We start from the raw sequence: 24,088 nt of genomic DNA, 5'->3' as shown, positions 1-24,088 counted from the left end.
GGCAGGACCGCACCCAGCCCGAGCCTTGGCCAGCTCGTGAAAACGGGCAATATCCCCAAAGTGTTATCGGATAACCGCGCCCTGTCCGGGCTTCGCTATTGATTTGTGCGGGCCGCGCGATCAGTGTCGCGGCATGAAACCCATGGCCTGCGCGCTTTTCCTGCTGACCGTCCTGCCCGCTTCGGCGGCACAGGCGGCCTGTTTTGTCGAATACAAGGCCAAGCAGGACAACCCGCTGCGCCTGCATTACGGCATCTCGACCCTGCCCGGGGCGGCCTGCCCGCCCGCCAATGCCGCCGCCGCCCAGATGGAGATCCGGCTGGACCGCAACGGCTGGACGCTGCTGAACGTGGTGCATCTGTCGGCAGAGGAACCTTCTGCCGAGAAGAAGGCGAATGCCGGTGACTTCTATCTCCGCTACTGAGGCGCGCCGCGCCGGAACCCGGATCGTGGTCTTCGGGATCGCGGCCATCGTGGCACTGCTGATGGCTGCCGGGGCCGGGCTGCTGCTGACCCTGCCCGATGGCAATGCCTTCAACGCGCGGGTGGAGCGGATCTTTGTCGAGAATGACACGCTGACCGCGCCCTCCGAGGTCCGGCTGCTGGAGATTCTCGCGCAGTCGGGCACCGCCTTTTCCGAGGTTCTGGTCAGCTACCGGGTGGTGATCTTCGTGCTGCTGGTCTTTGCCACGGCGCTGCTGGTGGCGGCGCTGGTGTTTCTGGTCATGCTGGTGACGCTGAACCGGCGCATGGCGCAGATCGAACGCGCCGGGATTCAGGTCAATTCGCTGCTGATCTCGCGCGAGGAGAACATGGTCTATCTCAACACCATGGGTTTCAAGCTGACCGAGGCGATGATCGAGACGCTGACCGTTCTGGCCGAGGCGCGCATGGATGACGAGATGATGACCGGCGCGCAGATCGAGGCGGTGATTTCCGGGCGCGATGCCGCCGACTGCGACGAGGCCGCAGGCGCCACCCGCATCAAGCGGCTGCGCGACGGGCTGGGCAACCAGATCGTCAGCGAACTGCTGGTCAAGAACATCACCCGCCGCGGCTACATGCTGGCCATCGACAAATCGGTGATCGCGCTGGTCTGAGCCGCAGAGGCGAGGCGGGGCCTTTCCAACTGCGGAGGACGCCGCAAGGCGGGGGCGCTGCCCCCGTCCGCGCGGGCGCGGACTCCCCCGGGATATTTGCGGTCAGAAGAAGCCTGCGCCATTTATTTCGGCAAAACCCTTGGCAATGCCGGGCAAACAGGCGAATTCTGCCGCAGACCGGCCCAATGGGATTGCCGCGACTCGCGCCCTTCCTTACCGCATGGTCAAAAACCGGCCAGACATAACAGGGATGGGTCTGATCATGACGACATGGACACGCGGCGGTCCGGGGCTTACCCGGCGGCGGATGCTGATGGGCACGGGCGGGGTGGCGGCGCTGGCGGCGTTTGGCGGTCTGCCGACGCGGCTGCAGGCGCAGGCCCCGGTGCGGGTGGCAGGCATCTATACGGTGCCGGTGGAACAGCAATGGGTGAGCCGCATCCATCTGGCCGCCGAAGCCGCCAAGGCGGCGGGGCAGATCGAGTACAGCTTCACCGAGAACACCGCCAATACCGATTACCCCCGCGTGATGCGCGAATATGCCGAAAGCGGCGCGCAGCTGATCGTGGGCGAGATCTTTGGCGTGGAGCAGGAGGCGCGCGAGGTGGTGCTGGATTATCCCGACACCGCCTTCCTGCTGGGCTCCAGCTTTCCGCCGGATCCGGCCTATCCGAATCTGGGCGTCTTCGACAATTACATTCAGGACGCCTCTTACCTTTCCGGCATCATCGCGGGCGCCATGAGCGAGACCGGCACCATCGGCATGGTGGGCGGCTTTCCCATCCCCGAGGTCAACCGGCTGATGCATGCCTTCATGGCCGGGGTGCGCGAGAGCAAGCCCGAGGCGGCGTTTCAGGTGAGCTTCATCGGGTCGTGGTTCGATCCGCCCAAGGCCAAGGAAACCGCCTTTGCCATGATCGAAGGCGGCGCCGACCTGCTTTATGCCGAACGCTTCGGCGTGTCGGATGCGGCGCAGGAACGCGGCGTGCTGGCCATCGGCAACGTGATCGATACGCAGGCGGATTACCCCGACACCGTGGTCGCCTCGGCGCTGTGGCATTTCGAGCCGACCCTGCAGGCGGCGCTGGCCAAGGTGGCCTCGGGCAGCTTCGCGGCAGAGGATTACGGCATCTATTCCTTCATGAAGGAGGGGGGCTGTTCGCTGGCCCCGCTGGGCAGGTTCGAAGGCAAGGTGCAGCAGGCGGCGCTGGATCTGGTGGCCACGCGCGAGGCGGCGATCCGGGATGGCAGCTTTACCGTCGAGATCAACGATACAGAGCCGACCTCTTCCTGATGACGCAAGACCATGGGGCGCAGGACATTGTCCTGCGCCTGACCAACATCACCAAGCGGTTCGGCGCCCTGCTGGCCAATGACGGCATCAGCCTTGCGCTGCGGCGCGGCGAGGTCGTGGCGCTGCTGGGGGAGAATGGCGCGGGCAAGACCACGCTGATGAACATCCTCTTTGGCCATTACACCGCCGATGAGGGCGAGGTGGAGGTGTTCGGCCAGAAGCTGCCCCCCGGCCTGCCGGGCGCGGCGCTGCGCGCGGGCGTGGGCATGGTGCATCAGCATTTTACGCTGGCCGACAACCTGACCGTGCTGGACAACATCCTGCTGGGCACCGAACCGCTGTGGCGGCTGTCGCTGGGCCGCGGCGCGGCGCGGCGGCGGGTGGCGCAGCTGTCGCGGGAATTCGGGCTGGCGGTCGATCCCGACGCGCGGGTGGGCGCGCTGTCGGTGGGCGAACGCCAGCGGGTCGAGATCCTCAAGGCGCTGTATCGCGAGGCGCGGATCCTGATCCTTGACGAGCCGACGGCGGTGCTGACCCCGCAGGAAAGCGAGGCGCTGTTCGACACGCTGCGCCGGATGGTGGCGCAGGGGCTGTCGGTGATCTTCATCAGCCACAAGCTGCACGAGGTCATGGCAGCCTCGCAGCGCGTGCTGGTGCTGCGCCATGGCCGGCTGGCCGGAGAGGTGGCGACAGCCGATACCAGCCGCGAGGCGCTGGCCGAAATGATGGTGGGGGCAGAGATCACCCCGCCCGCGCCCAGCCCGGCGCGCCCCGGCGCGGTGCGGCTGCGGCTGGCGGGCGTGGTGACACCGCCGCAGGGCACCCGCCCCGGGCTGCGCGGCATCGATCTGGATCTGCGGGCGGGGCAGATCCTTGGCCTTGCGGGCGTGTCGGGCAACGGTCAGGGCGCGCTGGCCGATCTGCTCTCGGGGCTGGAGGCGCCGCAGGCGGGCCGGATGGAACTGGACGGCGTGCCGGTGCGCCAGTGGTCGCCGCGCGCGGCGCTGGCCGCCGGGATCGGGCGCATCCCCGAGGACCGGCACAGGACCGGCACCATCGCGGATTTCACCCTGACCGAAAACGCCGTGCTGGAAACCTATGCCCGCCCGCCCGTGGCGCGGCGCGGCCTAATGGACTGGCGCGCCGCCCGCCGCGCGGCGCAGGATCTGATCGAGGCCTACGACATCCGCTGCCCCGGACCCGAGGCGCGCATCCGCCTGCTGTCAGGCGGCAACATGCAGAAGCTGATCCTTGGCCGCGTGCTGGAGGCGGGCCCCGTGGTGATCCTTGCCAACCAGCCGGTGCGCGGGCTCGACATCGGCGCGGTGACCTATGTGCAGGACCGGCTGATCGCGGCGCGGGACGCGGGCGCGGCGGTGCTGCTGATTTCGGAGGATCTGGACGAGGTGCTGACGCTGTCGGATGTGGTGCGGGTGATCTGCGACGGGCGGCTTTCGCCGGAATTTCCCCGCGGCAGCAAGACACCCGCCGAACTGGGGCAATGGATGGCGGGCGCAGGGGTCGATCATGCGGCTTGAACCCATCGCCGCGCCCTCGCTGGCGCGCAGGCTGGGCCTGCCCGCGCTGGCGCTTGCCGCCACGGTGCTGGTCGCCTCGGCGCTGGCGATGCTGGCGGGGGCCGATCCCTTGGCCACGCTGGGGCTGATCCTGCAGGGCGCCGTCGGCAGCAAGTTCGCGGCGCTGGAAACGCTGAACCGCGCGACGCCGCTGATCTTTACCGGGCTGGCGGTGGCGGTGGCCTTCCGCGCCAAGCTTTGGAACATCGGCGCCGAGGCGCAGCTTTACGCGGGCGCGCTGCTGACCGTGGTGGTGGGCACGCAGGCGGGCCTGCCCGGCCCGCTGGCGCTGCCGCTGATGGCGGGGGCGGCGGTGCTGGCCGGGGCGCTGGTGCTGCTGGGGCCGGTGCTGCTCAAGACCCGGATGGGCGTGGACGAGGTGGTGACCACGCTGCTGCTGAATTTCATCATGGCGCTGCTGATCTCTTACCTGCTGGAGGGGCCGCTGAAGGATCCGATGGGCATGGGCTGGCCCAAATCCCCGGCCCTGCCCCGCGACGCGCGCCTGCCCCGGCTGGCCGAGGGGCTGCGGCTGCACTGGGGCTTCGCGCTGGCGCTGATCTGTGCGGCGGGGATCTGGCTGATGCAGACCCGCACCACGCTGGGATACGAAATCCGCGCCGTGGGGCTCAGCCCGCAGGCGGCGCGGTTTGCAGGCATCCCGGTGGGCCGGGTGCTGGTCAAGACGGCGCTGATCTCGGGCGGGCTTGCCGCCCTTGCGGGCTTTTCCGAGGTGGCGGGGCTGAAGGGCAACCTGACCGCCGACCTGTCGCCCGGCTTTGGCTATACCGGCATCATCGTCGCCATGCTGGCGCTGCTGCATCCCTTGGGCGTGGTGGTGTCGGCGCTGTTCGTCGCGGGCATCTTCGTGGGCGCCGACAGCATGTCGCGCGCGGCGGGGGTGCCCACCTATATCGCCGACATGCTGCTGGCCACGGCGCTGCTGTTCATGGTGCTGGCGCTGCTGCTGACACGGATGCGGGTGGTGCGCGGATGACCGAGCTTTTCGACATCCTGATGCAGGCCAGCTTCTGGGCCGCCGTGCTGCGCATCGCCTCGCCGCTGATCTTTGCCACCATGGGCGAGCTGATCTGCGAACGCGCGGGCGTGCTGAACCTCGGGATCGAGGGGATCATGGTGATCGGCGCCTTTACCGGCTGGATCGCGGTCTATGCCGGGCTGGGCCTGTGGCCGGGGGTGGGCGTGGCGCTGCTGGCGGGCATGGCCTTTGGCGCGCTGCATGCCACGCTGACCGTGCCCTTCGGCCTGTCGCAGCATGTGGTGGGGCTGGGCATCACGCTGCTGGCCACCGCCACCGCCTCCTTCGCCTACCGTCTGGCCCTGCCCGAGGTCACGAGCCCACCCCGGATCGAGCCCTTTGCGCCGCTGCACATCCCGGGCCTGTCGGATCTGCCATGGCTGGGCGAGGCGCTGTTTTCCCAGACCGCGCTGACATGGGCAGGCTTTGGGCTGGCCGGGATGGTGGCCTTCGTGCTCTACCGCACGCCGCTGGGGCTGGCGCTGCGCGCGGCGGGGGAAAACCCGCAGGCGGTGGCGGCGCAGGGCCTGTCGGTGACCGGGCTGCGCATGGGGGCGGTGATCGTCGGATCCGGGCTGATGGCCGTGGGCGGCGCCTTCCTGACCATGTCGGCCTTTTCCAGCTTCTTCTTCGAAATGGTGAACGGTCGCGGCTGGATCTGCATCGCGCTGGTGGTGTTCGGCGCGTGGCGCCCGGGCAAGGCGCTGCTGGGGGCGCTGCTGTTTGCTGGCTTCGACGCGCTGCAGATCCGCATGCAGCAGACGCCGCTGGGACAGGTGGTGCCCTATCAGGTGTTCCTGATGGTGCCTTATCTGCTGTCGATCCTCGCGCTGATCCTGATGTCGCGCCGGGCCGAGATTCCCGCCGCCCTGATGACCCCTTTCAACCGTGGAGAGCGCTGATGGCCAGCTTTGACCTTCTTGTGACGGGCGGCACCCTGCCCGATGGCCGCGTGCTGGACATCGGCATCACCGGCGACCGCATCGCCGCCATGGGCGACCTTTCCGGCAGCGACGCGGGCGAGGTGATCGACGCGCAGGGCGATCTGGTCAGCCCGCCTTTTGTCGATCCGCATTTCCACATGGATGCGACGCTCAGCTACGGCACGCCGCGCATCAACGCCTCGGGCACGCTGCTCGAAGGCATCAGCCTCTGGGGCGAACTGCGCGATCAGGCCACGGTCGACGAGATGGTGGACCGCGCCCTGACCTATTGCGACTGGGCCGTGTCGCTGGGCCTGCTGGCGATCCGCACCCATGTGGACACCACGCCGGACCATCTGAACACCGTCACCGCCATGCTGGAGGTGCGCGAGCGGGTGAAACCCTATCTCGACCTGCAGCTGGTGGCCTTTCCGCAGGACGGCTTCCTGCGCAGCCCCACCGGGCGGCAGAACCTGCTGCGCGCGCTGGACATGGGCGTGGACGTGGTGGGCGGCATCCCGCATTTCGAACGCAGCATGGAACAGGGCGCGGCCTCGCTGACCCAGCTCTGCGAGATCGCCGCCGACCGCGGCCTGCCGGTGGACATCCATTGCGACGAAACCGACGACCCGCTGTCGCGCCATATCGAAACGCTGGCCTATGAGGTGCAGCGGCTTGGCCTGCACGGGCGGGTGGCGGCCAGCCACCTGACCTCCATGCATTCCATGGACAATTACTATGTCTCGAAACTGCTGCCGCTGATCGCCGAGGCGCAGATCGCCGCCATCCCCAACCCGCTCATCAACATCGTGCTGCAGGGGCGGCATGACAGCTACCCCAAGCGGCGCGGCCTGACCCGGGTGCGCGAGATGCAGGCGCAGGGCATCCGCGTCGGTTGGGGGCAGGACTGCGTGCGCGACCCGTGGTATTCGCTGGGCACCGGCGACATGCTGGACGTGGCCTTCATGGGGCTGCATGTGGCGCAGATGACCTCGCCGCAGGACATGGCGCGCTGCTTCACCATGGTGACCGAAGACAATGCCGCCATCCTTGGCCTGCCGGACTACGGGCTGGCACCGGGCAGGCGCGCCTCGCTGGTGGTGCTGGATGCGGGCGATGCCGTCGAGGCGCTGCGGCTGCGTCCCGACCGGCTCTGCGTGATCTCCAAGGGCCGGGTGGTGTCGCGGCAGGCGCGCAACGACGCGCGGCTCGGCCTGACCGGGCGCCCGCAGACGGTGCGCCGCCGCCACACGCTGCCGCCACACTGACCGGCGGCGCGCCCCTTCATCTTGCCCCTAAACTCCGGGGGTGAATTGGCCGCAGGCCAAGAGGGGGCAGCGCCCCCTCCCCTGCCCGCCGCTCAGCGCCCGCCGAGCCGCGCCAGCAGCGCGGGCGACGGCTCTCCGGTCACCGTGAGCCCGGCCTGCGCCTGATAGGCCTCGATGGCCGCCGTGGTGCGCGAGCCCAGCACGCCATCGGGCGTGCCCGCCTCGAATCCGCCCGCGTTAAGCCGGGCCTGCAGCGCCTTGCGCTCCTCCAGCGTCAGGCCGAAGCGGTCGGGCGGGAAGCTGCCGCGCAGCGGCCCCGCCCCCAGCAGCCGGTCCGACAGATGCCCGACGCCGATGCCGTATTTCTCGGCATTGTTGTAACGCAGGATGACGCCGAAATTGCGATAGACCAGAAAGGCCGGGCCGGTCGGCCCCGCAGGCAGGATCAGCGACGACGCGCCCCCCGGCAGCGCCCCGCCCGAGGCGGCGCGGACGCCCAGCGCGGCCCAGTCGCCCCGCGTGCTGCCGCGTCCCGCCAGCCCGGTGTCGAAGCCCGCAGGCAGCACCACTTCCAGCCCCCAGGGCTCGCCGCGCCGCCAGCCGCTTTTCGCCAGATAATTGGCGGTGGAGGCCAGACCGTCGGTCGGATCTTCCGACCAGATGTCGCGCCGCCCGTCGCCCCGGAAATCCACGGCAAAATCCTGATAGGTGGTGGGGATGAACTGCGTGTGGCCCATGGCCCCGGCCCAGCTGCCCACCAGCCGCGCGGGCGTCACGTCGCCCCGTTCCAGAATGCGCAGCGCCGACAGCGCCTGCGCCTCGAAAAACGCGCCCCGCCGCCCGTCATAAGCCAGCGTCGAGGTGGCCGACAGCACCGGAATGTCGCCCCGGCGGCTGCCGTAATTGCTTTCCATGCCCCAGACTGCCGCCACGACCTGCGGCGGCACGCCATAGCGGCCTTCGATCTCCTGCAGCAGCGCCAGATACTGGCCCAGCTTCGCCCTTCCCTCGCGCACCTTGGTTTCAGAGGCGGTGATGGCAAGGTAATCTTCCAGCGTGCGGGTGAATTCGGTCTGGTTGCGGTCGCGGTCGACCACACCGGGCAGGAACCCCGCTGCGCGGAAGCCCGCATCGAAGGTGCCGGGCGAAATGCCCGCCTGCTGCGCGCGCCCGCGGAACCCTGCAACCCACGCATCCCAGCCCGCATTGGGCTGCGGGCGCAGGCCCGGATCATCGACCGGCGCCATACCGCCGCCCATGGGCGCCATGCCGCCGCCACAGCCCGCCAGCAGCGCCAGCGCGCCACCGCTCCACATCAGGGATCGTCTTGAAAGGGTCATCTGCCTGCCTCTGCCTTTTGTCTGGCTTTGGCGCAGAGTGGCCCGCCGCACCGCGCCCGGCAAGGGGCCGCCGATCACACGGCGACTCCCCGCCGGTCAGGCTCAGGCGCCAGTCAGCCCGCGCAGCTTGTCCATCGCACGGTCATACTCCTCCTGATAGGAGATGAAGCCCGCATAGCGGCCCCGCGCGTCGAACAGCAGCACCATGGCGGAATGATCCATGGTGTAGCCACCGCCCTCCATCGGCACCTTGGCGGCGAAGATACGGAACGCCTCGATGGCCTTTTTCACCTCTGCCGGATCGCCCGAAAGCCCGGTGACGCCCGGCACCCAGGACACATACTTGCCCAGCAGCTCCGGCGTGTCGCGTTCGGGATCGACCGTGGCAAAGAACACCCGCAGGTCGCGCCCTTCGGCCTGCAGCCCCTCCTGCCATGTGGCGATGTCGCCCAGCGTGGTCGGGCAGACCTCGGGGCAATGGGTGAAGCCGAAAAACACCGCAGAGGGCGCGCCGCGCAGCGTGTCCTCGGTGAAGGTGGTGCCATCGGTGGCGGTCAGCTGATAGCTGCCCTGCCCCAGCGTGTCGGTCAGATCCTGCGTCAGCCGCGGGGCGATGACGCGGACCCACAGGAGCGCCAGCAGCGCCAGCAGGACCAGCCCCCACAGCGCGACGCGCAGCAGGGTGATGCGGCGGCGGGGGTTACTTTCCATGGTCCATCGCCCCGTGATCCATGCCGTCATGGCCGGACTGCCCGGCAGACTGCCCCGCCACGGCGGTGGCGTTGGACGCCCCGATGACCAGCGGCATCTCGACCGTGCCGGCGCGTTCGAAGGTCAGCGTGACAGAGACGGTTTCGCCTTCGGTCAGGGGCTGGCGCAGATCCATGAGCATCAGGTGATAGCCGCCGGGTTTCAGCGTCACCGTTTCCCCCGCCGGGATCGGCAGGCCCTCTGGCAGGCCGCGCATCCGCATCACCTGCCCCTCCATCGCCATCTCGTGCACCTCCACATGCCCGGCCACGTCCGAACGCGCGGCGATCAGCCGGTCATCGGCACTGCCGGTATTGGTGATGGTCACAAAGCCGCCCGCCACGGGGGCATTGGGCAGGGTGGCGCGGGAAAACCCGTCCGTCAGCACCAGATCGCCCAAGCTCTGGCTCGATCCTGTCGGGCTGGGCAAGGCATCGCCGCTGTGCTGGGCGGCGGCGACAAGGGGGGCGGCGCAGAGCGCCAGCACGCAAAGCGTGGTTTTCAGCATGGTCTTTCTCCGGAAAAGGCGCGCGGACGCAAAGCGGCCTGCGCAAAGGTCTGGTCAGGCGCCGCACCCGGCGCCACGGGATCAGACCAGAGCCGGAGGCGCGCGCGGCGCCACATGCGGATTGCCCCGGCGCGGCGACAGGCGCAGATCGGCCAGCGGCACCGCCCCGAAGGCGCAGCGCAGCCGCTGCGCAAGGACGGGCGGCGCCATGTCGGGCGGATCGGACAGCAGGCGGCAGAGCGGGCAGTCATGGTCATGACCGGGCAGCCCGTCGGCGCAGAGATCCTCCAGACTGCCCCCCATGGCGAGGTAAGCCCCCAGCTCGCCCTGCGCCGAAGCCGCTTCGGGCGCCATGCGCGCGGCAAAGCCGATGCTGGCCAGCGCCAGCAGCAGCACGGCCGAGATCAGCACAAGACTTTGGCGGCTGCGTCGGATCATGCGCTCTTGTAGCGCCGGACCCGCGCAGCGCGGAAGCCCCTGAGCGCATCGGTCGCACCACGCGGAGCGGGACTTGCAGGCGCGCCATCATTTCATTATTACATGAAACATGGAAAAGACAGACGCGCTCGACTCCCTCTCCGCCCTTGCCCATGACCTGCGGCTCGACACGTTCCGCCTGCTGGTCCGCGCGGGCCCCGAGGGCATGGCGGCGGGAGAGATCGCCGAGGCGCTGCAGATCCGCGCCAACACCCTGTCCAACAACCTGACCATTCTGGCCGCCGCCGGGCTGGTGCGCTCTGCCCGCGAGGGCCGGTCGATCCGCTATTTCGCCCGGATGGAGCAGATGCGCGATCTTCTCGGCTTCCTGATACAGGACTGTTGCGGCGGCAGGCCAGAACAGTGCCAACCCATGCTGGACCAGCTGTCCTGCCCCTGCTGACGTTTAGAGGATTTTATGACCCATTCTGCCACCGACCCTGCCCCGCAGCCGCTTGGGCTTTTCGAACGCCTTCTGAGCCTGTGGGTGGCGCTGGCGATGCTGGCCGGGCTTGCGCTTGGCACGCTGGCCCCCGGCCTTGTCACCGCCATCGCCAGTGCCGAGGTCGCCTCCATCAACCTTGTGGTCGCGGTGCTGATCTGGGCCATGGTGTTTCCCATGATGGTCAGCGTCGATCTGGGCGCCGTCGCCAATGTGGCGCGGCAGCCGCGCGGGCTGATGGTGACGCTGGCGGTCAACTGGCTGGTGAAGCCCTTCACCATGGCGCTGCTGGCGGTGCTGTTCTTTGACTACGTGTTCGCGCCGTGGATCGCGCCCGAGGATGCGGCGCAATACACTGCCGGGCTGATCCTGCTGGGCGCCGCGCCCTGCACCGCCATGGTCTTCGTCTGGTCGCAGCTGACCCGGGGCGACGCGACCTATACGCTGGTGCAGGTGTCGGTCAACGATCTGGTGATGGTCGTGCTTTTCGCCCCCATCGTGGCGCTGCTTCTGGGGGTCACCGACATCGTGGTGCCGTGGGAAACGCTGGTGCTGGCGACGCTGCTTTATGTGGTGCTGCCGCTGGGGGCCGGGCTGCTGACCCGCCGCGCGCTGCGCAGCCCCGAGCGCATCGCCCGCTTTGCCGCGCAGGCCAAGCCGCTGTCGATCATCGGGCTGATCGCCACCGTCGCCATCCTGTTCGGCCTGCAGGGTCAGGTGATCCTTGACCGGCCCATGGTCATCGCGCTGATCGCGGTGCCGATCCTGATCCAGAGCTATGGCATCTTCGCGCTGGCCTATGGTGCCGCGCATCTGCTGCGCGTGCCGCACCGCATCGCCGCCCCCTGCGCGCTGATCGGCACCTCCAACTTCTTCGAACTTGCCGTAGCGGTGGCGATCAGCCTCTTCGGCCTGTCCTCCGGCGCGGCGCTGGCCACCGTGGTGGGCGTGCTGGTCGAGGTGCCGGTGATGCTGTCGCTGGTGGCCTTCGCCAACCGCACCCGCCGCCATTTCCCGGAAACCCCCGCATGATCGTCGTCTTTCACAACCCCGCCTGCGGCACGTCGCGCAACGTGCTGGACTTCATCCGCCGCTCCGGCACCGACCCCGTGGTGATCGACTACCTGACCGAAGGCTGGACCCGCCCGCAGCTTCTGGCGCTGTTCGCCGCAGCAGGTCTCCGCCCGCGCGACGCGCTGCGCAGCCGTGGCACCCCCGCCGCAGAGCTGGGCCTGCTGGAGGACGGGGTGAGCGATGACGCGCTGCTTGACGCCATGCTGACCCATCCCATCCTCGTGAACCGTCCGATCGTGGCCTGCCCGCGCGGCGTGCGCCTGTGCCGCCCGTCGGAAACCGTGCTTGATCTGCTCGACACCCTGCCCCCCGGCCCGCTTTACAAGGAAGACGGGGAACTGGTCCTGACCGAAGAAGGCCACCGCCCATGACCGACCTGCCCAATATCGACACCGCCTGTTTCCGCATCCCCGCCGCCGCCGATCTGGCTGCGCCCGACCGCAGCAGCGAACCGCCGCGCATCCTGCTGCTTTATGGCTCGCTGCGCGACCGCAGCTATTCGCGGCTTTGCGCCGAAGAGGCCGCGCGGCTGCTGCGCGCCATGGGGGCGGAGCCGCGGCTTTACGATCCTGCCGGTCTGCCGCTGGTCGACAGCGCCGAGCCTGACCACCCCAAGGTCGCCGAACTGCGCGATCTGACCACATGGTGCGACGGCATGGTGTGGTGTTCCCCCGAACGCCACGGCGCCATGACCGGGCTGATGAAGACGCAGATCGACTGGATCCCGCTGTCCTTGGGCGGGGTGCGGCCCACGCAGGGCAAGACGCTGGCGGTGATGCAGGTCTGCGGCGGCTCGCAGTCGTTCAACACCGTGAACCAGCTGCGGATCCTCGGGCGCTGGATGCGGCTTCTGACCATCCCCAACCAGTCCTCCGTCGCCAAGGCATGGGACGAGTTCGATGCCGAGGGCCGGATGAAACCCTCCCCCTATTACGACCGCATCGTCGACGTGATGGAGGAGCTGGTGCGCTTCACCCTGCTGACCCGCGACATCCGCGATCACCTGGTCGACCGCTACTCCGAACGGGTGGAAAGCCATGCCGCGCTGTCGGCCCGCGTGAACCAGACCAAGGCCACCTGAACCCCGCTCTGTACGCGCTTTCAGCCCCTGCGGCACCTGCCCTGACGTCAGGTTCCATGCGCGGATCCGGGGCAGCCAAATCCCGCCGGATCCGCTTGGACTGGTGGCGGGCTTTGGCCGGTCGCGGCCTTTGCCCCCGGCTTTCGTGACGGTTCCGCAACAGCACAAAGACGTGACCCTGTTGTGTGGATCATTCCCGCTCCCGATATGGTTTCAACCGCAGTCACACGCCCCGAAACGGGCCTGAAGACAAATAAACTAAGGAGCAGAACCTATGAAATTCTCGCGTATCGCCCTTCCCGCCCTGCTGATCGGCGGCTTTGCCGCGCCCGCTCTGGCTGGCAACCTCGAGGCCACTCCGGTCGAGCCCGTCATCGCAACCCCGGCTCCCGTTCCCGCCGCCCCGCTGGGCCGCGACTGGACCGGTCCCTCGGCTGGTATCCAGCTGGGCTATGGCGGGTTCAACACCGATGAATCCTCCGAGGAATACGAAGAGAAAGGCGTCTATGGCGCCCGCCTGAACTATGACCACGACTTCGGCTCGTGGGTCGGCGGTGCCGGCATGCAGTATGACCGCACCGACGCCGATCTGGGCAATGCCGGCGATCTGGACGGCATCTTCCGTCTTGGCGCCCGCGCCGGTTATGATGCCGGCAACACGCTGATCTACGGCACCGGCGGCTATGCCAAGGCCTTCACCGATGGCGGCACGCTGGATGCAGGCGATTCCGACGGCTACTATGTGGGTCTCGGGACTGAAACCTTCGTGTCCGACAACTGGACCTTGGGCACCGAGCTGACCTACAACGAGTTCAAGGACTTCGACGACAGCGATCTGGAGCTTGACGCGACGCAGCTGAACGTGTCGCTGAACTACCGCTTCTGATCGAGCGACGCCCGTAGCGCCCGGCCCCCCAAGGGCCGGGCGTTTTTTCTTGCGCCACAGCCGCCGCGCTAGGTGATTTTTCACACCGCTGTTACACTCCTGTGTATGCGCGGTCTTTTTGTGATTCCCCTGCTGCTTGCGACACAGGCTCCCGCCGCCTCCCCCATCGCGGAGGTGGTCTGCGACGCCGCGCCCCGCATGACCGACCGGCTCAGCCGACAGTTCGGCGCGCGGCTGACCTCGACCGGCCTGCAGGGCCCCGATCAGGTGATGGAACTGTGGACCGGCCCGCAGGGCGACTGGACCATGGTCATCGCCTATGCCTCCGGCACTTCCTGCATCGTGGCCATGGGCGAACACTGGTCGACCCTGTCTCCGGACAGCCCGGAGGATCCCCAAGATCCGGCGTGACGCCGGGACGGACCCACCGTATCATGGGGCGGGGCTTTTCCCTGCCTGCCCGCTCTGTCATAGTCGGGCGCAATCAGAATCCGGGAACGAGCAGCACATATGGCCGATGATCTTCTTGCCGCAACCGCAGGCCCAACCTATGACGCCTCCTCCATCGAGGTGCTCGAGGGGCTGGAACCGGTGCGCAAGCGGCCCGGCATGTATATCGGCGGCACCGACGAACGGGCGCTGCACCACATGGTGGCCGAAATTCTTGACAACTCCATGGACGAGGCGGTGGCGGGTCACGCCACCCGCATCGAGGTGGAGCTGCATGCCGATTACGCGCTGACGGTGCGCGACAATGGCCGTGGCATTCCGATTGATCCGCATCCCAAATTTCCCGGCAAATCCGCGCTGGAGGTGATCCTGTGCACCCTGCACGCGGGCGGCAAGTTTTCGGGCGACGCTTATGAAACCTCGGGCGGCCTGCATGGCGTGGGCGCCTCCGTGGTCAACGCGCTGAGCGACAGTCTGGTGGTGCAGGTGGCGCGCAACAAGGAACTGTTCGAACAGCGCTTCTCGCGCGGGCATCCGCTGGGGCCGGTGGAACGGGTCGGCGCCGCCCCGAACCGGCGCGGCACCACGGTGACCTTCCACGCCGACGAGCAGATCTTTGGCGCACACCGGTTCCGGCCCGCGCGGCTGTTCAAAATGGTCCGCTCCAAGGCCTATCTGTTTTCGGGCGTGGAAATCCGCTGGAAATCCGCCATCGACGACAAGGAAACCCCGGTCGAGGCCACGTTCCACTTCCCCGGCGGTCTGTCCGACTATCTGACCGAAACGCTGGGCGGCTCGCGCACCTATGCCGACCGTCCCTTTGCGGGCACGGTGGAATTCCGCGAAAAATTCAACGCGGCGGGCAAGGTGGAATGGGCGATCAACTGGACGCCCTCGCGCGACGGGTTCATCCAGTCCTACTGCAACACGGTCCCCACCCCCGAGGGCGGCACCCATGAAGCGGGCTTCTGGGCCGCGATCCTGAAGGGCATCCGCGCCTATGGCGAGCTGGTCAGCAACCGCAAGGCCGCGCAGATCACCCGCGAGGATCTGCTGACCGGCGGCTGCGCGCTGGTGTCGTGCTTCATCCGGGAGCCGGAATTTGTTGGCCAGACCAAGGACCGGCTGGCCACGACCGAAGCCGCCCGTCTGGTCGAAGGCGCCGTGCGCGACCATTTCGACAACTGGCTGGCCTCCGACACCAAATCGGCGGGCGCGATCCTCGATTTCCTCGTGCTGCGCGCCGAAGAGCGTCTGCGCCGCCGTCAGGAAAAGGAAACCGCGCGCAAATCCGCCACCAAGAAGCTGCGGCTTCCGGGCAAGCTGACCGACTGCACCGCGAAGAACCGCGAGGGCACCGAACTGTTCATCGTCGAGGGCGATTCGGCGGGCGGGTCGGCCAAGGGCGCGCGCTTCCGCGAAACGCAGGCGCTGCTGCCGCTGAAGGGCAAGATCCTGAACGTGCTGGGCGCGGCCTCGTCCAAGCTGGGGTCCAACGCCGAAATCAGCGACCTCTGCGAGGCGCTTGGCGTGGGCATGGGCACGAAGTTCAATCTGGATGATCTGCGCTATGAAAAGATCATCATCATGACCGACGCGGATGTGGACGGGGCGCATATCGCCTCGCTGCTGATGACGTTCTTCTTCACCCAGATGCGGCCGCTGATCGATCAGGGGCATCTGTATCTGGCCTGCCCGCCGCTCTACCGGCTGACGCAGGGCGCACGGCGGCTTTACGTGGCCGATGACGCGGAAAAAGAGCGGATGATGGCCAAGGGGCTGGGCGGCAAGGGCAAGATCGACGTGCAGCGCTTCAAGGGTCTGGGCGAGATGGACGCCAAGGATCTGAAGGAAACCACCATGGATCCCGCCACCCGCAAGCTGATCCGGGTCACCATCGACGAAGATCTGCCGGGCGAAACCAGCGATCTGGTGGAACGGCTGATGGGCAAGAAGCCGGAGCTGCGGTTCCAGTATATCTCTGAAAACGCACGGTTCGTCGAAGAACTGGACGTCTGAGGCCGCGTCCTCGCTGCAACACCGGAACTGACATGACGCGAAAGCGCGTCATTTTTTGCCCGCAGTCGTTGCGCGGGCAAATGGAACCTGTCAGACTTTTGAGGCGTAAAGTTCAGAGTGTCCCTGCTTTAACCTACCCTCAGCCAGACGTCTGATAATGAAAATGACCAGATCTTACCTCCTCAAGCTTCAGCTCATGTGCTTCCTGCTGGTGCACATTCCCCTGCTCGCCACCGGGCTTTATGCCTATCGGGAAGGGCTTTCCGGCCATCTGGACATGGTCGTGGTCGTGTTCCTTGCCACGCTGGTGACGGCGCTGGCGATCTGGACCGCGCTTGGCCGTCTGCCCTGTCAGGACCGCGCCTACGGCGAAAACAGCGCGTAAGCCAGCAGGACCAGCACCCCCAGCTTGGCCAGCACCGCCAGCATGAGCCAGCCGCGAAGCTCGGGCGCCATGATCCGCGCCCAAAGGCTCTGCGGTTTCGGCTCTTCGAACAGCCGGGCCTCGATCGCGGCAAAGCTGCGGGCGGGGGGTGACACTTCGGGTGCGGGTTCCAGATAGGGGACAAGGCGGTGCTGCCAGCGGGCCAGTTCTTCCCGAAGCTCGGGATCCGCTTCTGCCGCGCGCAGGGCGCGGGCATGGTCCTCCGGAGTCAGAAGCCCAAGGGCCAGCTCCGCAGCCAGAAGCGACTTCTCTTCACTCAGCACGGTCACGCCTTTCACCTGTGCGCCAGCCTGCCAGACCGCAAGGGCACACAGGGATGAATCTGCCTGATACAGCCCCAGCGTGCAACGATCCAGTGCCCGTTCACGGACGCGTGCGGGCCGGGGGGTTCCCAACTGTCCGTTGGCGCGGCAGACTGACCCAGCAACCGCAAAGGGATCTGGCCCATGCGCCTCGTGCTGCCCGCTTTCGTGGCCCTGCTGGGCGCCGCAGGTCCCGGCGCGGCGCAGGACACCGATCTGGAACTGGTGCTGCTGGCCGATGCTTCAGGATCGATAACCCAGCAGGAACTGCTGTTCCAGCGTGAAGGATACGCGCAGGCCATCACCGACCCCGAGGTGCTGGCGGTGATCACGGGCACCGCCTATGGGCATATCGCCGTCACCTATGTGGAATGGGCCGCCAATCAGGCGCAGGTGGTGGACTGGACCCTGATCGACGGGCCGGAGGCGGCGCAGGGCTTTGCCGACACGCTGCTGGCCCAGCCCCGGCAGGCCTATGGCCGCAACGCCATCGGGGCCGCGCTGCTGGAAGGGCTGCGGCTGATGGATCAGAACGACATCGAAGGCTGGCGCCGCGTCATCGACTTTTCCGGCGACAGCGCGGGCAACTGGTCCGGTCCGGGGATCGAGGAATCGCGCGATCAGGTGGTGGCCCAGGGCGTGACCATCAATGCCCTGCCGATCCTGCGCCCCGACGATCCGGGCCGCGCGCAGGGCGGGCTGGAGGCGGTCTATGAGCGGCGCATCATCGGCGGCGTCGGCGCTTTTGTCGTCACCGCCGAAAGCCGTGACAGCTTTGCCGAGGCGGTGAAGCGCAAGCTGATCCTTGAAATCTCCGGCACGCTGCCGCGGCATGTCGCCCAAGCGCGTCAAGCGCCTTGATCTTCTGCTGAATCCGGGCTCCAGTCTGGCCATGCGGTTTTTGTGTCTTGCCCTGTTCCTGTGTCTGGCCGCCGCCTGCGGGCGCCCGCTGACGCCCAACGAACGGGCTTTCGTGCAGGACGTGCAGGGGGATCAGGTTGATCCCCGCCGCGTGCGCTTTCACGAAGGGCTCTGGGCCGCCGCCGTCACCTACCAGCGCCCGATCCGCCCGCGGCTGACCTGCATGGAACGGATCTTTCCGCCCTCGCGCGGGGAAACCGTGACGGTGCAGCCCGGCGCCATGGCGCTGTTCAACCATGTCTATTATCGCGAGGATCTGTATCTGGACGATTACATGGCGGAGTATCCGGAGCGCATCAACCTTTATGCCGCCATGCTGATGGCCCATGAGATGACCCATGTCTGGCAATGGCAGAACCGCGCCCGCACCGGCTACACCCCGCTGAAGGCGGCATCGGAACACGGGCGCACCGCTGATCCCTATCTTTTCGATCCCCAAGGGCAGAGCCGGTTTCTGGATTACGGCTATGAACAGCAGGGCGCGTTGGTCGAGGAATATGTCTGCTGCCGCCTGCTGGATCCGGAGGCGCCGCGCACCCGCCGGATGCGCGCCATGATTTCAGAGGCGATGCCGCTGGCCGGGCTGGAGACGGCGATCAGCCGTCCCGCGCTGATCCTGCCATGGGACGGCGCCGAAACGGCAAAGATCTGTCACTGAGGCAGACAGCAGAACGGGGCCCCGAAGGACCCCGTCTGTCTGATGTGCCTGAGGGAAACAGGCCGGTCAGAGGGTGCGCTGCCAGTCGTCGACCTGACGCTCCGCCTCTTCCTTGGCAATGCCGTATTTCTTCTGGATGACGCCGGCCAGCTGCTCGCGGTTGCCTTTGGCCTGCTGCACTTCGTCATCGGTCAGATCGCCCCACTGTTCGCGGGCCTTGCCGGTGAATTGCTTCCAGTTGCCTTCGATTTGATCCCAGTTCATTTCAAAACCCTCCTAGGTCTGTCTTCGCAGGATCAACCCGCAAAACCGCCTCCGGGTTCCCGGGCCTGTGTCAGATCACGGCAAGATGCCCCTGCCCCGGACGGTGCAGCATCGGCCATGCGGCGGGCCGACCGTCGCGGCAGAAGCCGACCTCGGTCTGGCCGGTGGCGCGGCGGTGGCTGACAAGGCTGATGCGCTGGCCGTCGAAATTGCAGAAGCTCAGGCTTGCGCCGTGATCAAGCCCCTCCAGCCAGTCCCGCAGCACCTGCAGCGCGACCGCCTCGCCGATGCGCAGATCCTGATGGTTCTCCGCCTGAAAATGGCTGCCCGCCAGCGACCGCTGCAGCAGCACGTCCGCCGCGAGCCGGTCCGCCTCGGCGGTGATGTCGAGCCCGCCTGCCGCCTCCCCCACCATGCGCAGCCGCGCCTGCCGCCGCGTGTCGAACAGCGCCTTCAGCAGCGTGCAGAGCGCGCCTGTGACCACCCCCTGCACCGCGCCCTCGGCCCGGTGCGGCATCCCGCCCTCGCCGCAGAGCGGCGGCAGCAGCAGCATGTCATGGAAGCGGCCCGTGCGCCCGTGGCGCGCATTCAGCCGGGTGATCCAGTGCAGCAGGCCGGGCGCACCGGTCTGCAGTTCCTCGGCCACTTCGCGCAGCAGCGGATCGCCGCCGCGCGGCTCGTCCTGCGCCAGCAGGGCGGTCAGCCGCGCCGCCACCACGCCGGGGCGGCTCAGCCGGTCCAGACGGGCCTGCCGCCGCAGCGCCAGCGCCGCCGCCCGTTCCGCCGCCTCGGCCATCAGGGCCAGCAGGCGCTGCGCGCTGATCGGATCGGTCCCGCCCTGCGGGTCAAGCCCTTCGTCAAAGGCGGTGCCGCGCACCAGAAGCATCAGGGCCGCGTTGAAATGCACCCGCGCCACCGGCGCCTGCCGCAGCCGGTCGGTCAGCAGACGCGGCGTCAGCTCGGGCCCCACGCCACAGGTGGCGTGACCGGGCAGCGTCAGCCGGGCGCCGGTGCTGCGTTCCAGCCATTCCACCCAAGCCGACATCGGCGCCTCGGCGGCGGGACGCGCGCCGGGATCGGCCACCGGATCGGCGCTGCTGTCATCCTCGTGAAAGGCCGAGACGCGGATCCCCGACAGCGGTCGCGCCACCACGCCCCGGAACAGGCTGCGCAGGGTCAGCTGGCCATCGCCATTAAGCCGCAGATCGCGGCGCGCGCCTGCCTCGGCATCGGTGTCCTGCGCCACGCGGCCAGAGGCATCGAACCACGACAGGCTGCGCAGTTCGCACAGCAGTTCATGCAGCGTGAACCGCGTGCGCCCGTCGATCCACACGCCGGTATGCGGATCCTGCAGCGCCGTGAACGGCACATCCCGCACCAGCGCCAGCGCATAAAGCTCGGCCATGTCCGCCGCCAGTTCCGCCGCCGACAGCTGCGGGGCCGCCGGGGGGTGAAGACTGGCTGACAGCCCCTCTCCGGCGCTGCGCCCGCCGTCAATGACGCGAAAGTTCCGTCTGTCGCTTGCGGTTCGTCCTGACATGGTGCCGTTCCCCCGTCGCTTGCGGTCCCTGCTGCGCCGCATCTCTTTACCAAAGGTAAGGAAAGACTGCCCAAACTGCGTGAACCCACCGTGACCCGTCCGCGACCTCCCGGCAAAAACCGCGTATGTGGCACAGGGGTTTGCATGGGATGGCGCGTGAATTGACCGCAAATCGCCGCAGCGCGCTTGACGCAGCGCCAGCCGCGCCGCTTTGCTGATCCCGCCCGCCACCGTCAGAAAGGATCGGCCATGTCGCTGCGCTGGACTGCTGTCACCCCCGCGGAGATCCGCGATGCCTGTCTGGATTTTGCATGGCTCACCCGCCAGCGGCGGCATCCCGTCCCCACGGGCCCGCTGCACGAGCCCATCTTCATCCGCCTGCGCGGCGAGCCCGAGACGGCGCGCGCCGCCCTGCTGACCGCCGTCAGCGATCCGGCCGATCCGCTGGTGATGGAGCCGCATGAGCTTGCCGTGCTCACCGCCCGCTGCGCCGATCCCGCCACCGATGCGGGCCTGCCCGACGAATATGCGCTCTATCGGGGGCTGGGCACGCCCGACCCGGACGCGGCGGGGTTCTATCAGGTGCTCGACACCGGCTTTCCGGTGGCGCTGACCGAGGCACCCGCCATGGCGGCAGCCCCGGCACCGGTCGCAGCCCCCGCCGCCAGCGGCCAGCCCATCGTGGCGCTGATCGACGATGGCATCGCCTTTCTCAACGCGCGCTTCCGCAAGGAGGGCGCGACCCGGTTCCACGCGGTCTGGCTGCAGGCGCTGGAACAGGCGGGCAGCCCCGGCACCGCCCGGTCGGGCGAGGTGCTGGGCCGCGCGCAGATCGACGCCCTGCTCGACGGGCTGATGGACGAGGCTTCGGTCTATGCCGAGATCAACAGCCGTCTGATCCGGCGCGAGGCGCACCGGTCCACCGAACATTCCGCAAGCCATGGCACCCATATGCTGGATCTGGCGGCGGGCGCCGACCCGTTCGATGCCGGGGATCCCGTGCGGGACTGGCCGCTTCTGGCGGTGCAGCTGCCGCCGCAGGCCATTGCCGATACCTCGGGCATCCTGATGGAAAGCTACATGGTGATGGCGATGCGCTGGATCCTGCGCCGCGCCGCCGAAATCGACCCCACCGCGCCGGTGCTGGTCAACCTGTCCATGGGCATCGCCGCCGGGCCCAAGGACGGCACCCGCTTTGCCGAATACCAGATCGCGCGCGAGGCGCGGCTGTGGGAAGAGGTGAAGGAACAGCCGGTGCGGGTGATCTGGTCCTTCGGCAACGGCTTTGAGGACCGGCTGACCGCAAGGCTGGGCTTTGCCGCCGGGGCCGAGACGGAGCAGCAGATCGACTGGATCGTGCAGCCCGGCGACCAGACCGAAAGCTATCTGGAACTGCGCCCCGGCCCCGGCCAGACGCTGGACGGGCTGGAGATCGCGCTGGTGCCGCCGGGCGGGCCCGCCTCCGGCTTTGTGCCGATGCGCCCCGGCACCTGCCGCGATCTGCTGGAGGGTGCCGCCCCCGTGGCCCGGATCAGCCATGTCGCCCGCCGCAGGCTGGGGGGCGGGGTGATCCAGCCCGCGCATCTGGTGGTGGCGCTGGCGCCGACCGACTGCGCCGATCCGGAACCGCTGGCCCCCGCCGGGCGCTGGCAGGTGATCTGCCGCCACAGCGGCGCGGCAGCCTTGGAGCTGCATCTGCAGATCCAGCGCGACGACAGCCTGACCGGCTACCGCCCGCGCGCCCGGCAGTCCTATTTCGACAGCCCCGAAGGTTATGACTGGCATCCCGACCGGCAGGATCACAGCGCGCTGGCCCCGGACTGCGCCATCCGCCATGACGGCACGCTCAACGCGCTGGCCAGCGCCAGCGGGCGGCAGATCGTCACGGCGGGCGCGGCGCGGCATGACCCGGTGCGCGGCACGCTCTGGCCCGCGCCCTATAGCGCGGCAGGGGCGGACTGGTGCCTGCCCATGCCCACCGTGGCGGCGCTGGTCGACCGGGGCCCCGGCCTGACCGGGCTTGCGGGCACCGGCACCACCTCCGGCAGCAGCCGGGCCTTCAACGGCACCAGCGCCGCCGCAGCGCGGATCACGCGCGCGCTTGGCCTTTCCGCCGACCGGATGTGCCGCAACCGGCTGGTGCCCGGCTCAACCCAGCTTAGCGATTTTTCCGCTGATCTGGGGTTCTGGAGCGTGCCGCATGACCAGAGCGCGCGGCTGGGGGTCTGGGTGGTGTCGCCATGGGCGCCCGGTCACGCCCCCGAGGAACAGCCGGTCTACTGAGCCGCAAAAGCAATGGCCGGAGCATCGCTGCCCCGGCCCACTCGCACGCTCCAAAGCCCCCACCAAAGCGGCTCCGGCCTCACACAAACCCGTTATCCCTCTGTCAGGGCGCTGCGCCACATCTCGCGCATCCAGACCGGCACAAGGACCGGATCCAGCGCAATCGCGGTTTCGGTCACATGCTGTCCCGCCGCCAGTTCCGCCGCCAGCCGCCCCAGCGTAAAATCGCCCTCATAGGTGTCGCCGCGATAGGTGCGGCTCGCGGTCTGGACCTCTGCCACCGGATCGGCCAGCGCGCCATCCAACAGCCGCACCAGCGCCTCGGCCAGCGTCAGCCCCAGCACCGCGCCCGCCATGCTGTCGGTGGGGTAATGCACCCCGGCCACCGTGCGGTTCGCGGCGATCCGCGCGGCGTGGCGGTAGAACGGACTGCCCGCCGCCAGCGCCGCCTTGGGATCGAACGGCCCTTCGGTGAACAGCCGCAGCAGCAGCGTGGCCACGGCAAAAGCCTCTGTCGCGTGACCGCTGGGCCATGCGCCATGCCCCGGCGTCTGGATGATCGGCTGCACCTCATAGGCCAGCGTGATGGGCCGCGCCACGTCGAAGCCCAGCTTCAGCGGCATCTCCAGCAGCGTGCAGAGCCGCAGCACCGCCCCCGCGAACCAGTGGGTCCATTTTGTGGCTTCGGGGTGCATGTAGCCCAGCATCCCGAAAAACGACAGGATGTCAGAGGTCTGCACCTGAATTTCGGCCAGCCGGTCCATGCGCAGATCCGCCGCCGCCCGCAGATGCGGCAGCTGGCTGCGCACCAGCAAAGCGTCGTCGGGTTTGTGCAGCGTCACCAGCGTCTGGCCGCGCAGGGTCAGATGGCCCACGGCATTGGCGGCGGCGCTGTCCGCCAGATCGATGGCAAACAGAGATCCCAGCGCCTGATCGACCACGGCGCGGCGGGGAAAGGCATCCATCCGCTGCACGGCTTTCCACGCGCTCTGCCCGGTGGTCACCGGGCTGCGCGAGGCCGCCCCCGACCAGTAGCCCACGGTGCCATCCCGCGCATTGGCCAGCGCAAGGCTGAGATAGGGCGAGGCGGTGCCACCGGCATGAGCCTGCCCGCCCTGGCCCCCCTGACCACCCTGCCCGGTCTGGCCGCCTTGGCCCCCCTGACCACCTTGCCCCCCCTGGCCCCCTTGGCCGCCCTGCCCGGTCTGACCGCCTTGGCCGCCCTGACCGCCTTGGCCGCCCTGGCCTCCCTGCCCGCCAAAAATCGTCATCCTGCCCCCGTATGCTGCAGCCCTGTCCGCCCCGCATCTAATCGGGCTGCCGCAAGTTCGGTCAAAGGAATTTCAGCCCCCCTCGAAACAATTAACGATCATTTCACGCCCGTTGCCGCAAACGTGAGGTGGTGCTAGCGTAAACCCCGGTGAGGTCTCGCCGCGGGGACAGGAGT

At 68.2% G+C, this 24,088-nt stretch carries 26 protein-coding genes; 18 read left to right on the top strand and 8 right to left on the bottom strand.

All coding sequences use genetic code 11. The features are described from left to right. Positions 1-133 precede the first annotated feature (133 nt). The 7 genes from VK682_RS21555 to VK682_RS21525 all read left to right on the top strand — a co-directional run bounded on the left by VK682_RS21555 (position 134) and on the right by VK682_RS21525 (position 7,201). Positions 134-424, top strand: a complete 291-nt coding sequence (locus VK682_RS21555) for a hypothetical protein (protein ID WP_089850625.1) — start codon at positions 134-136, stop codon at positions 422-424. Further along, positions 396-1,100, top strand: a complete 705-nt coding sequence (locus VK682_RS21550) for a winged helix-turn-helix domain-containing protein (RefSeq protein ID WP_230797606.1) — start codon at positions 396-398, stop codon at positions 1,098-1,100. Before VK682_RS21555 ends, VK682_RS21550 begins: the two co-directional genes overlap by 29 nt. A 262-nt stretch (positions 1,101-1,362) precedes the next feature. Next, entirely contained in the window at positions 1,363-2,394 is a 1,032-nt protein-coding gene (locus VK682_RS21545) for a BMP family protein (RefSeq protein ID WP_324782538.1), read from the top strand. Beyond that, positions 2,394-3,932, top strand: a complete 1,539-nt coding sequence (locus VK682_RS21540) for an ABC transporter ATP-binding protein (RefSeq protein WP_324782537.1) — start codon at positions 2,394-2,396, stop codon at positions 3,930-3,932. The genes VK682_RS21545 and VK682_RS21540 overlap by 1 nt, the downstream gene beginning before the upstream one ends. After that, complete coding sequence (locus tag VK682_RS21535) at positions 3,922-4,968, top strand: ABC transporter permease (RefSeq protein WP_089850619.1); 1,047 nt, start codon at positions 3,922-3,924, stop codon at positions 4,966-4,968. The genes VK682_RS21540 and VK682_RS21535 overlap by 11 nt, the downstream gene beginning before the upstream one ends. Continuing rightward, positions 4,965-5,912: an ABC transporter permease gene (locus VK682_RS21530; RefSeq protein WP_230797609.1), complete on the top strand. Its 948-nt coding sequence runs from the start codon at positions 4,965-4,967 to the stop codon at positions 5,910-5,912. The genes VK682_RS21535 and VK682_RS21530 overlap by 4 nt, the downstream gene beginning before the upstream one ends. Then, on the top strand, positions 5,912-7,201 hold the full coding sequence (locus VK682_RS21525; protein WP_230797610.1) for an amidohydrolase family protein: 1,290 nt from the start codon (positions 5,912-5,914) through the stop codon (positions 7,199-7,201). Before VK682_RS21530 ends, VK682_RS21525 begins: the two co-directional genes overlap by 1 nt. 92 nt (positions 7,202-7,293) lie before the next feature. On the opposite strand, the gene VK682_RS21520 is transcribed toward VK682_RS21525, so the two are convergent. From VK682_RS21520 to VK682_RS21505, 4 genes are all read right to left on the bottom strand, one after another. Beyond that, positions 7,294-8,541 carry a lytic murein transglycosylase gene (locus VK682_RS21520; protein ID WP_230797611.1) on the bottom strand — a complete coding sequence of 416 codons (1,248 nt, stop codon included), beginning with the start codon at positions 8,539-8,541 and terminating at the stop codon, positions 7,294-7,296. A gap of 102 nt (positions 8,542-8,643) precedes the next feature. Further along, entirely contained in the window at positions 8,644-9,252 is a 609-nt protein-coding gene (locus VK682_RS21515; RefSeq protein WP_230797612.1) for an SCO family protein, read from the bottom strand. Then, on the bottom strand, positions 9,242-9,799 hold the full coding sequence (locus tag VK682_RS21510; protein WP_230797613.1) for a copper chaperone PCu(A)C: 558 nt from the start codon (positions 9,797-9,799) through the stop codon (positions 9,242-9,244). Before VK682_RS21510 ends, VK682_RS21515 begins: the two co-directional genes overlap by 11 nt. An 81-nt stretch (positions 9,800-9,880) precedes the next feature. Then, on the bottom strand, positions 9,881-10,237 hold the full coding sequence (locus VK682_RS21505) for a hypothetical protein (protein WP_324782536.1): 357 nt from the start codon (positions 10,235-10,237) through the stop codon (positions 9,881-9,883). A gap of 109 nt (positions 10,238-10,346) precedes the next feature. On the opposite strand from VK682_RS21505, the gene VK682_RS21500 reads away from it, so the two are divergent. The 8 genes from VK682_RS21500 (at position 10,347) to VK682_RS21465 (ending at position 16,613) form a co-directional block, all read left to right on the top strand. Then, a complete protein-coding gene (locus VK682_RS21500; protein WP_089850605.1) occupies positions 10,347-10,679 on the top strand; it encodes an ArsR/SmtB family transcription factor in 333 nt (110 codons plus the stop codon). Positions 10,680-10,694: 15 nt separating this feature from the next. Beyond that, on the top strand, positions 10,695-11,750 hold the full coding sequence (gene arsB, locus VK682_RS21495; RefSeq protein ID WP_089850603.1) for an ACR3 family arsenite efflux transporter: 1,056 nt from the start codon (positions 10,695-10,697) through the stop codon (positions 11,748-11,750). Then, positions 11,747-12,163 (top strand): arsenate reductase (glutaredoxin), encoded by a 417-nt coding sequence (arsC, locus tag VK682_RS21490; protein ID WP_089850601.1) that lies wholly within the window; start codon positions 11,747-11,749, stop codon positions 12,161-12,163. The genes arsB and arsC overlap by 4 nt, the downstream gene beginning before the upstream one ends. After that, positions 12,160-12,873, top strand: a complete 714-nt coding sequence (gene arsH, locus VK682_RS21485; RefSeq protein ID WP_230797615.1) for an arsenical resistance protein ArsH — start codon at positions 12,160-12,162, stop codon at positions 12,871-12,873. The genes arsC and arsH overlap by 4 nt, the downstream gene beginning before the upstream one ends. 274 nt (positions 12,874-13,147) lie before the next feature. Next, positions 13,148-13,759: an outer membrane protein gene (locus VK682_RS21480; RefSeq protein ID WP_230797616.1), complete on the top strand. Its 612-nt coding sequence runs from the start codon at positions 13,148-13,150 to the stop codon at positions 13,757-13,759. A 120-nt stretch (positions 13,760-13,879) separates the two neighbouring features. Then, positions 13,880-14,170: a hypothetical protein gene (locus VK682_RS21475; protein ID WP_230797617.1), complete on the top strand. Its 291-nt coding sequence runs from the start codon at positions 13,880-13,882 to the stop codon at positions 14,168-14,170. 99 nt (positions 14,171-14,269) lie between these two features. Next, positions 14,270-16,228 (top strand): DNA topoisomerase IV subunit B, encoded by a 1,959-nt coding sequence (gene parE / locus VK682_RS21470; RefSeq protein WP_230797618.1) that lies wholly within the window; start codon positions 14,270-14,272, stop codon positions 16,226-16,228. Between the two features lie 163 nt (positions 16,229-16,391). Next, complete coding sequence (locus VK682_RS21465; RefSeq protein ID WP_131821857.1) at positions 16,392-16,613, top strand: hypothetical protein; 222 nt, start codon at positions 16,392-16,394, stop codon at positions 16,611-16,613. Here the strand turns inward: VK682_RS21465 and VK682_RS21460 are convergent. Beyond that, the gene (locus VK682_RS21460; protein ID WP_230797619.1) at positions 16,592-16,942 is read right to left on the bottom strand and encodes a hypothetical protein; all 351 of its coding nucleotides are present in this window, start codon (positions 16,940-16,942) and stop codon (positions 16,592-16,594) included. The two genes, VK682_RS21465 and VK682_RS21460, sit on opposite strands and share 22 nt — an antisense overlap. 177 nt (positions 16,943-17,119) lie before the next feature. Here VK682_RS21460 and VK682_RS21455 point away from each other — a divergent pair, with 177 nt between their 5' ends. Beyond that, a complete protein-coding gene (locus VK682_RS21455; protein WP_089850591.1) occupies positions 17,120-17,836 on the top strand; it encodes a DUF1194 domain-containing protein in 717 nt (238 codons plus the stop codon). A 31-nt stretch (positions 17,837-17,867) separates the two neighbouring features. Next, positions 17,868-18,554 carry a hypothetical protein gene (locus VK682_RS21450; RefSeq protein WP_089850728.1) on the top strand — a complete coding sequence of 229 codons (687 nt, stop codon included), beginning with the start codon at positions 17,868-17,870 and terminating at the stop codon, positions 18,552-18,554. A gap of 66 nt (positions 18,555-18,620) precedes the next feature. Here VK682_RS21450 and VK682_RS21445 read toward each other — a convergent pair whose 3' ends face one another. Continuing rightward, positions 18,621-18,818, bottom strand: coding sequence for a CsbD family protein (locus VK682_RS21445; protein WP_089850589.1), 198 nt, complete (start codon positions 18,816-18,818; stop codon positions 18,621-18,623). Positions 18,819-18,888: 70 nt separating this feature from the next. Then, positions 18,889-20,358 carry a phosphatase PAP2 family protein gene (locus tag VK682_RS21440; RefSeq protein ID WP_230797620.1) on the bottom strand — a complete coding sequence of 490 codons (1,470 nt, stop codon included), beginning with the start codon at positions 20,356-20,358 and terminating at the stop codon, positions 18,889-18,891. A 249-nt stretch (positions 20,359-20,607) separates the two neighbouring features. Here VK682_RS21440 and VK682_RS21435 point away from each other — a divergent pair, with 249 nt between their 5' ends. Beyond that, positions 20,608-22,641, top strand: a complete 2,034-nt coding sequence (locus VK682_RS21435) for a S8/S53 family peptidase (RefSeq protein ID WP_324782535.1) — start codon at positions 20,608-20,610, stop codon at positions 22,639-22,641. A 92-nt stretch (positions 22,642-22,733) separates the two neighbouring features. Here the strand turns inward: VK682_RS21435 and VK682_RS21430 are convergent, their stop codons facing one another. Beyond that, entirely contained in the window at positions 22,734-23,912 is a 1,179-nt protein-coding gene (locus tag VK682_RS21430) for a phosphatase PAP2 family protein (RefSeq protein ID WP_230797622.1), read from the bottom strand. Between the last annotated feature and the right edge of the window lie 176 nt (positions 23,913-24,088).

The sequence above is a fragment of the Salipiger marinus genome (assembly GCF_035481585.1).
In the GTDB taxonomy this organism is placed as follows: domain Bacteria; phylum Pseudomonadota; class Alphaproteobacteria; order Rhodobacterales; family Rhodobacteraceae; genus Salipiger; species Salipiger marinus.
Note: the sequence above shows the minus strand (reverse complement) of the source record. Positions and strands in the feature narration are given on the sequence as shown.

Excerpts from the sequence above, each read along its gene's own strand:
- VK682_RS21525 (WP_230797610.1), top strand. The coding sequence starts at position 5,912 with ATGGCCAGCTTTGACCTTCTTGTGACGGGCGGCACCCTGCCCGATGGC.
- VK682_RS21510 (WP_230797613.1), bottom strand. The coding sequence starts at position 9,799 with ATGCTGAAAACCACGCTTTGCGTGCTGGCGCTCTGCGCCGCCCCCCTT.
- VK682_RS21545 (WP_324782538.1), top strand. The coding sequence starts at position 1,363 with ATGACGACATGGACACGCGGCGGTCCGGGGCTTACCCGGCGGCGGATG.
- VK682_RS21555 (WP_089850625.1), top strand. The coding sequence starts at position 134 with ATGAAACCCATGGCCTGCGCGCTTTTCCTGCTGACCGTCCTGCCCGCT.
- VK682_RS21520 (WP_230797611.1), bottom strand. The coding sequence starts at position 8,541 with ATGACCCTTTCAAGACGATCCCTGATGTGGAGCGGTGGCGCGCTGGCG.
- VK682_RS21445 (WP_089850589.1), bottom strand. The coding sequence starts at position 18,818 with ATGAACTGGGATCAAATCGAAGGCAACTGGAAGCAATTCACCGGCAAG.
- VK682_RS21440 (WP_230797620.1), bottom strand. The coding sequence starts at position 20,358 with ATGTCAGGACGAACCGCAAGCGACAGACGGAACTTTCGCGTCATTGAC.
- parE (WP_230797618.1), top strand. The coding sequence starts at position 14,270 with ATGGCCGATGATCTTCTTGCCGCAACCGCAGGCCCAACCTATGACGCC.
- arsC (WP_089850601.1), top strand. The coding sequence starts at position 11,747 with ATGATCGTCGTCTTTCACAACCCCGCCTGCGGCACGTCGCGCAACGTG.
- VK682_RS21455 (WP_089850591.1), top strand. The coding sequence starts at position 17,120 with ATGCGCCTCGTGCTGCCCGCTTTCGTGGCCCTGCTGGGCGCCGCAGGT.
- VK682_RS21540 (WP_324782537.1), top strand. The coding sequence starts at position 2,394 with ATGACGCAAGACCATGGGGCGCAGGACATTGTCCTGCGCCTGACCAAC.
- arsB (WP_089850603.1), top strand. The coding sequence starts at position 10,695 with ATGACCCATTCTGCCACCGACCCTGCCCCGCAGCCGCTTGGGCTTTTC.
- VK682_RS21535 (WP_089850619.1), top strand. The coding sequence starts at position 3,922 with ATGCGGCTTGAACCCATCGCCGCGCCCTCGCTGGCGCGCAGGCTGGGC.
- VK682_RS21505 (WP_324782536.1), bottom strand. The coding sequence starts at position 10,237 with ATGATCCGACGCAGCCGCCAAAGTCTTGTGCTGATCTCGGCCGTGCTG.
- arsH (WP_230797615.1), top strand. The coding sequence starts at position 12,160 with ATGACCGACCTGCCCAATATCGACACCGCCTGTTTCCGCATCCCCGCC.
- VK682_RS21435 (WP_324782535.1), top strand. The coding sequence starts at position 20,608 with ATGTCGCTGCGCTGGACTGCTGTCACCCCCGCGGAGATCCGCGATGCC.
- VK682_RS21480 (WP_230797616.1), top strand. The coding sequence starts at position 13,148 with ATGAAATTCTCGCGTATCGCCCTTCCCGCCCTGCTGATCGGCGGCTTT.
- VK682_RS21515 (WP_230797612.1), bottom strand. The coding sequence starts at position 9,252 with ATGGAAAGTAACCCCCGCCGCCGCATCACCCTGCTGCGCGTCGCGCTG.
- VK682_RS21550 (WP_230797606.1), top strand. The coding sequence starts at position 396 with ATGCCGGTGACTTCTATCTCCGCTACTGAGGCGCGCCGCGCCGGAACC.
- VK682_RS21530 (WP_230797609.1), top strand. The coding sequence starts at position 4,965 with ATGACCGAGCTTTTCGACATCCTGATGCAGGCCAGCTTCTGGGCCGCC.
- VK682_RS21500 (WP_089850605.1), top strand. The coding sequence starts at position 10,347 with ATGGAAAAGACAGACGCGCTCGACTCCCTCTCCGCCCTTGCCCATGAC.
- VK682_RS21450 (WP_089850728.1), top strand. The coding sequence starts at position 17,868 with ATGCGGTTTTTGTGTCTTGCCCTGTTCCTGTGTCTGGCCGCCGCCTGC.
- VK682_RS21465 (WP_131821857.1), top strand. The coding sequence starts at position 16,392 with ATGACCAGATCTTACCTCCTCAAGCTTCAGCTCATGTGCTTCCTGCTG.
- VK682_RS21430 (WP_230797622.1), bottom strand. The coding sequence starts at position 23,912 with ATGACGATTTTTGGCGGGCAGGGAGGCCAGGGCGGCCAAGGCGGTCAG.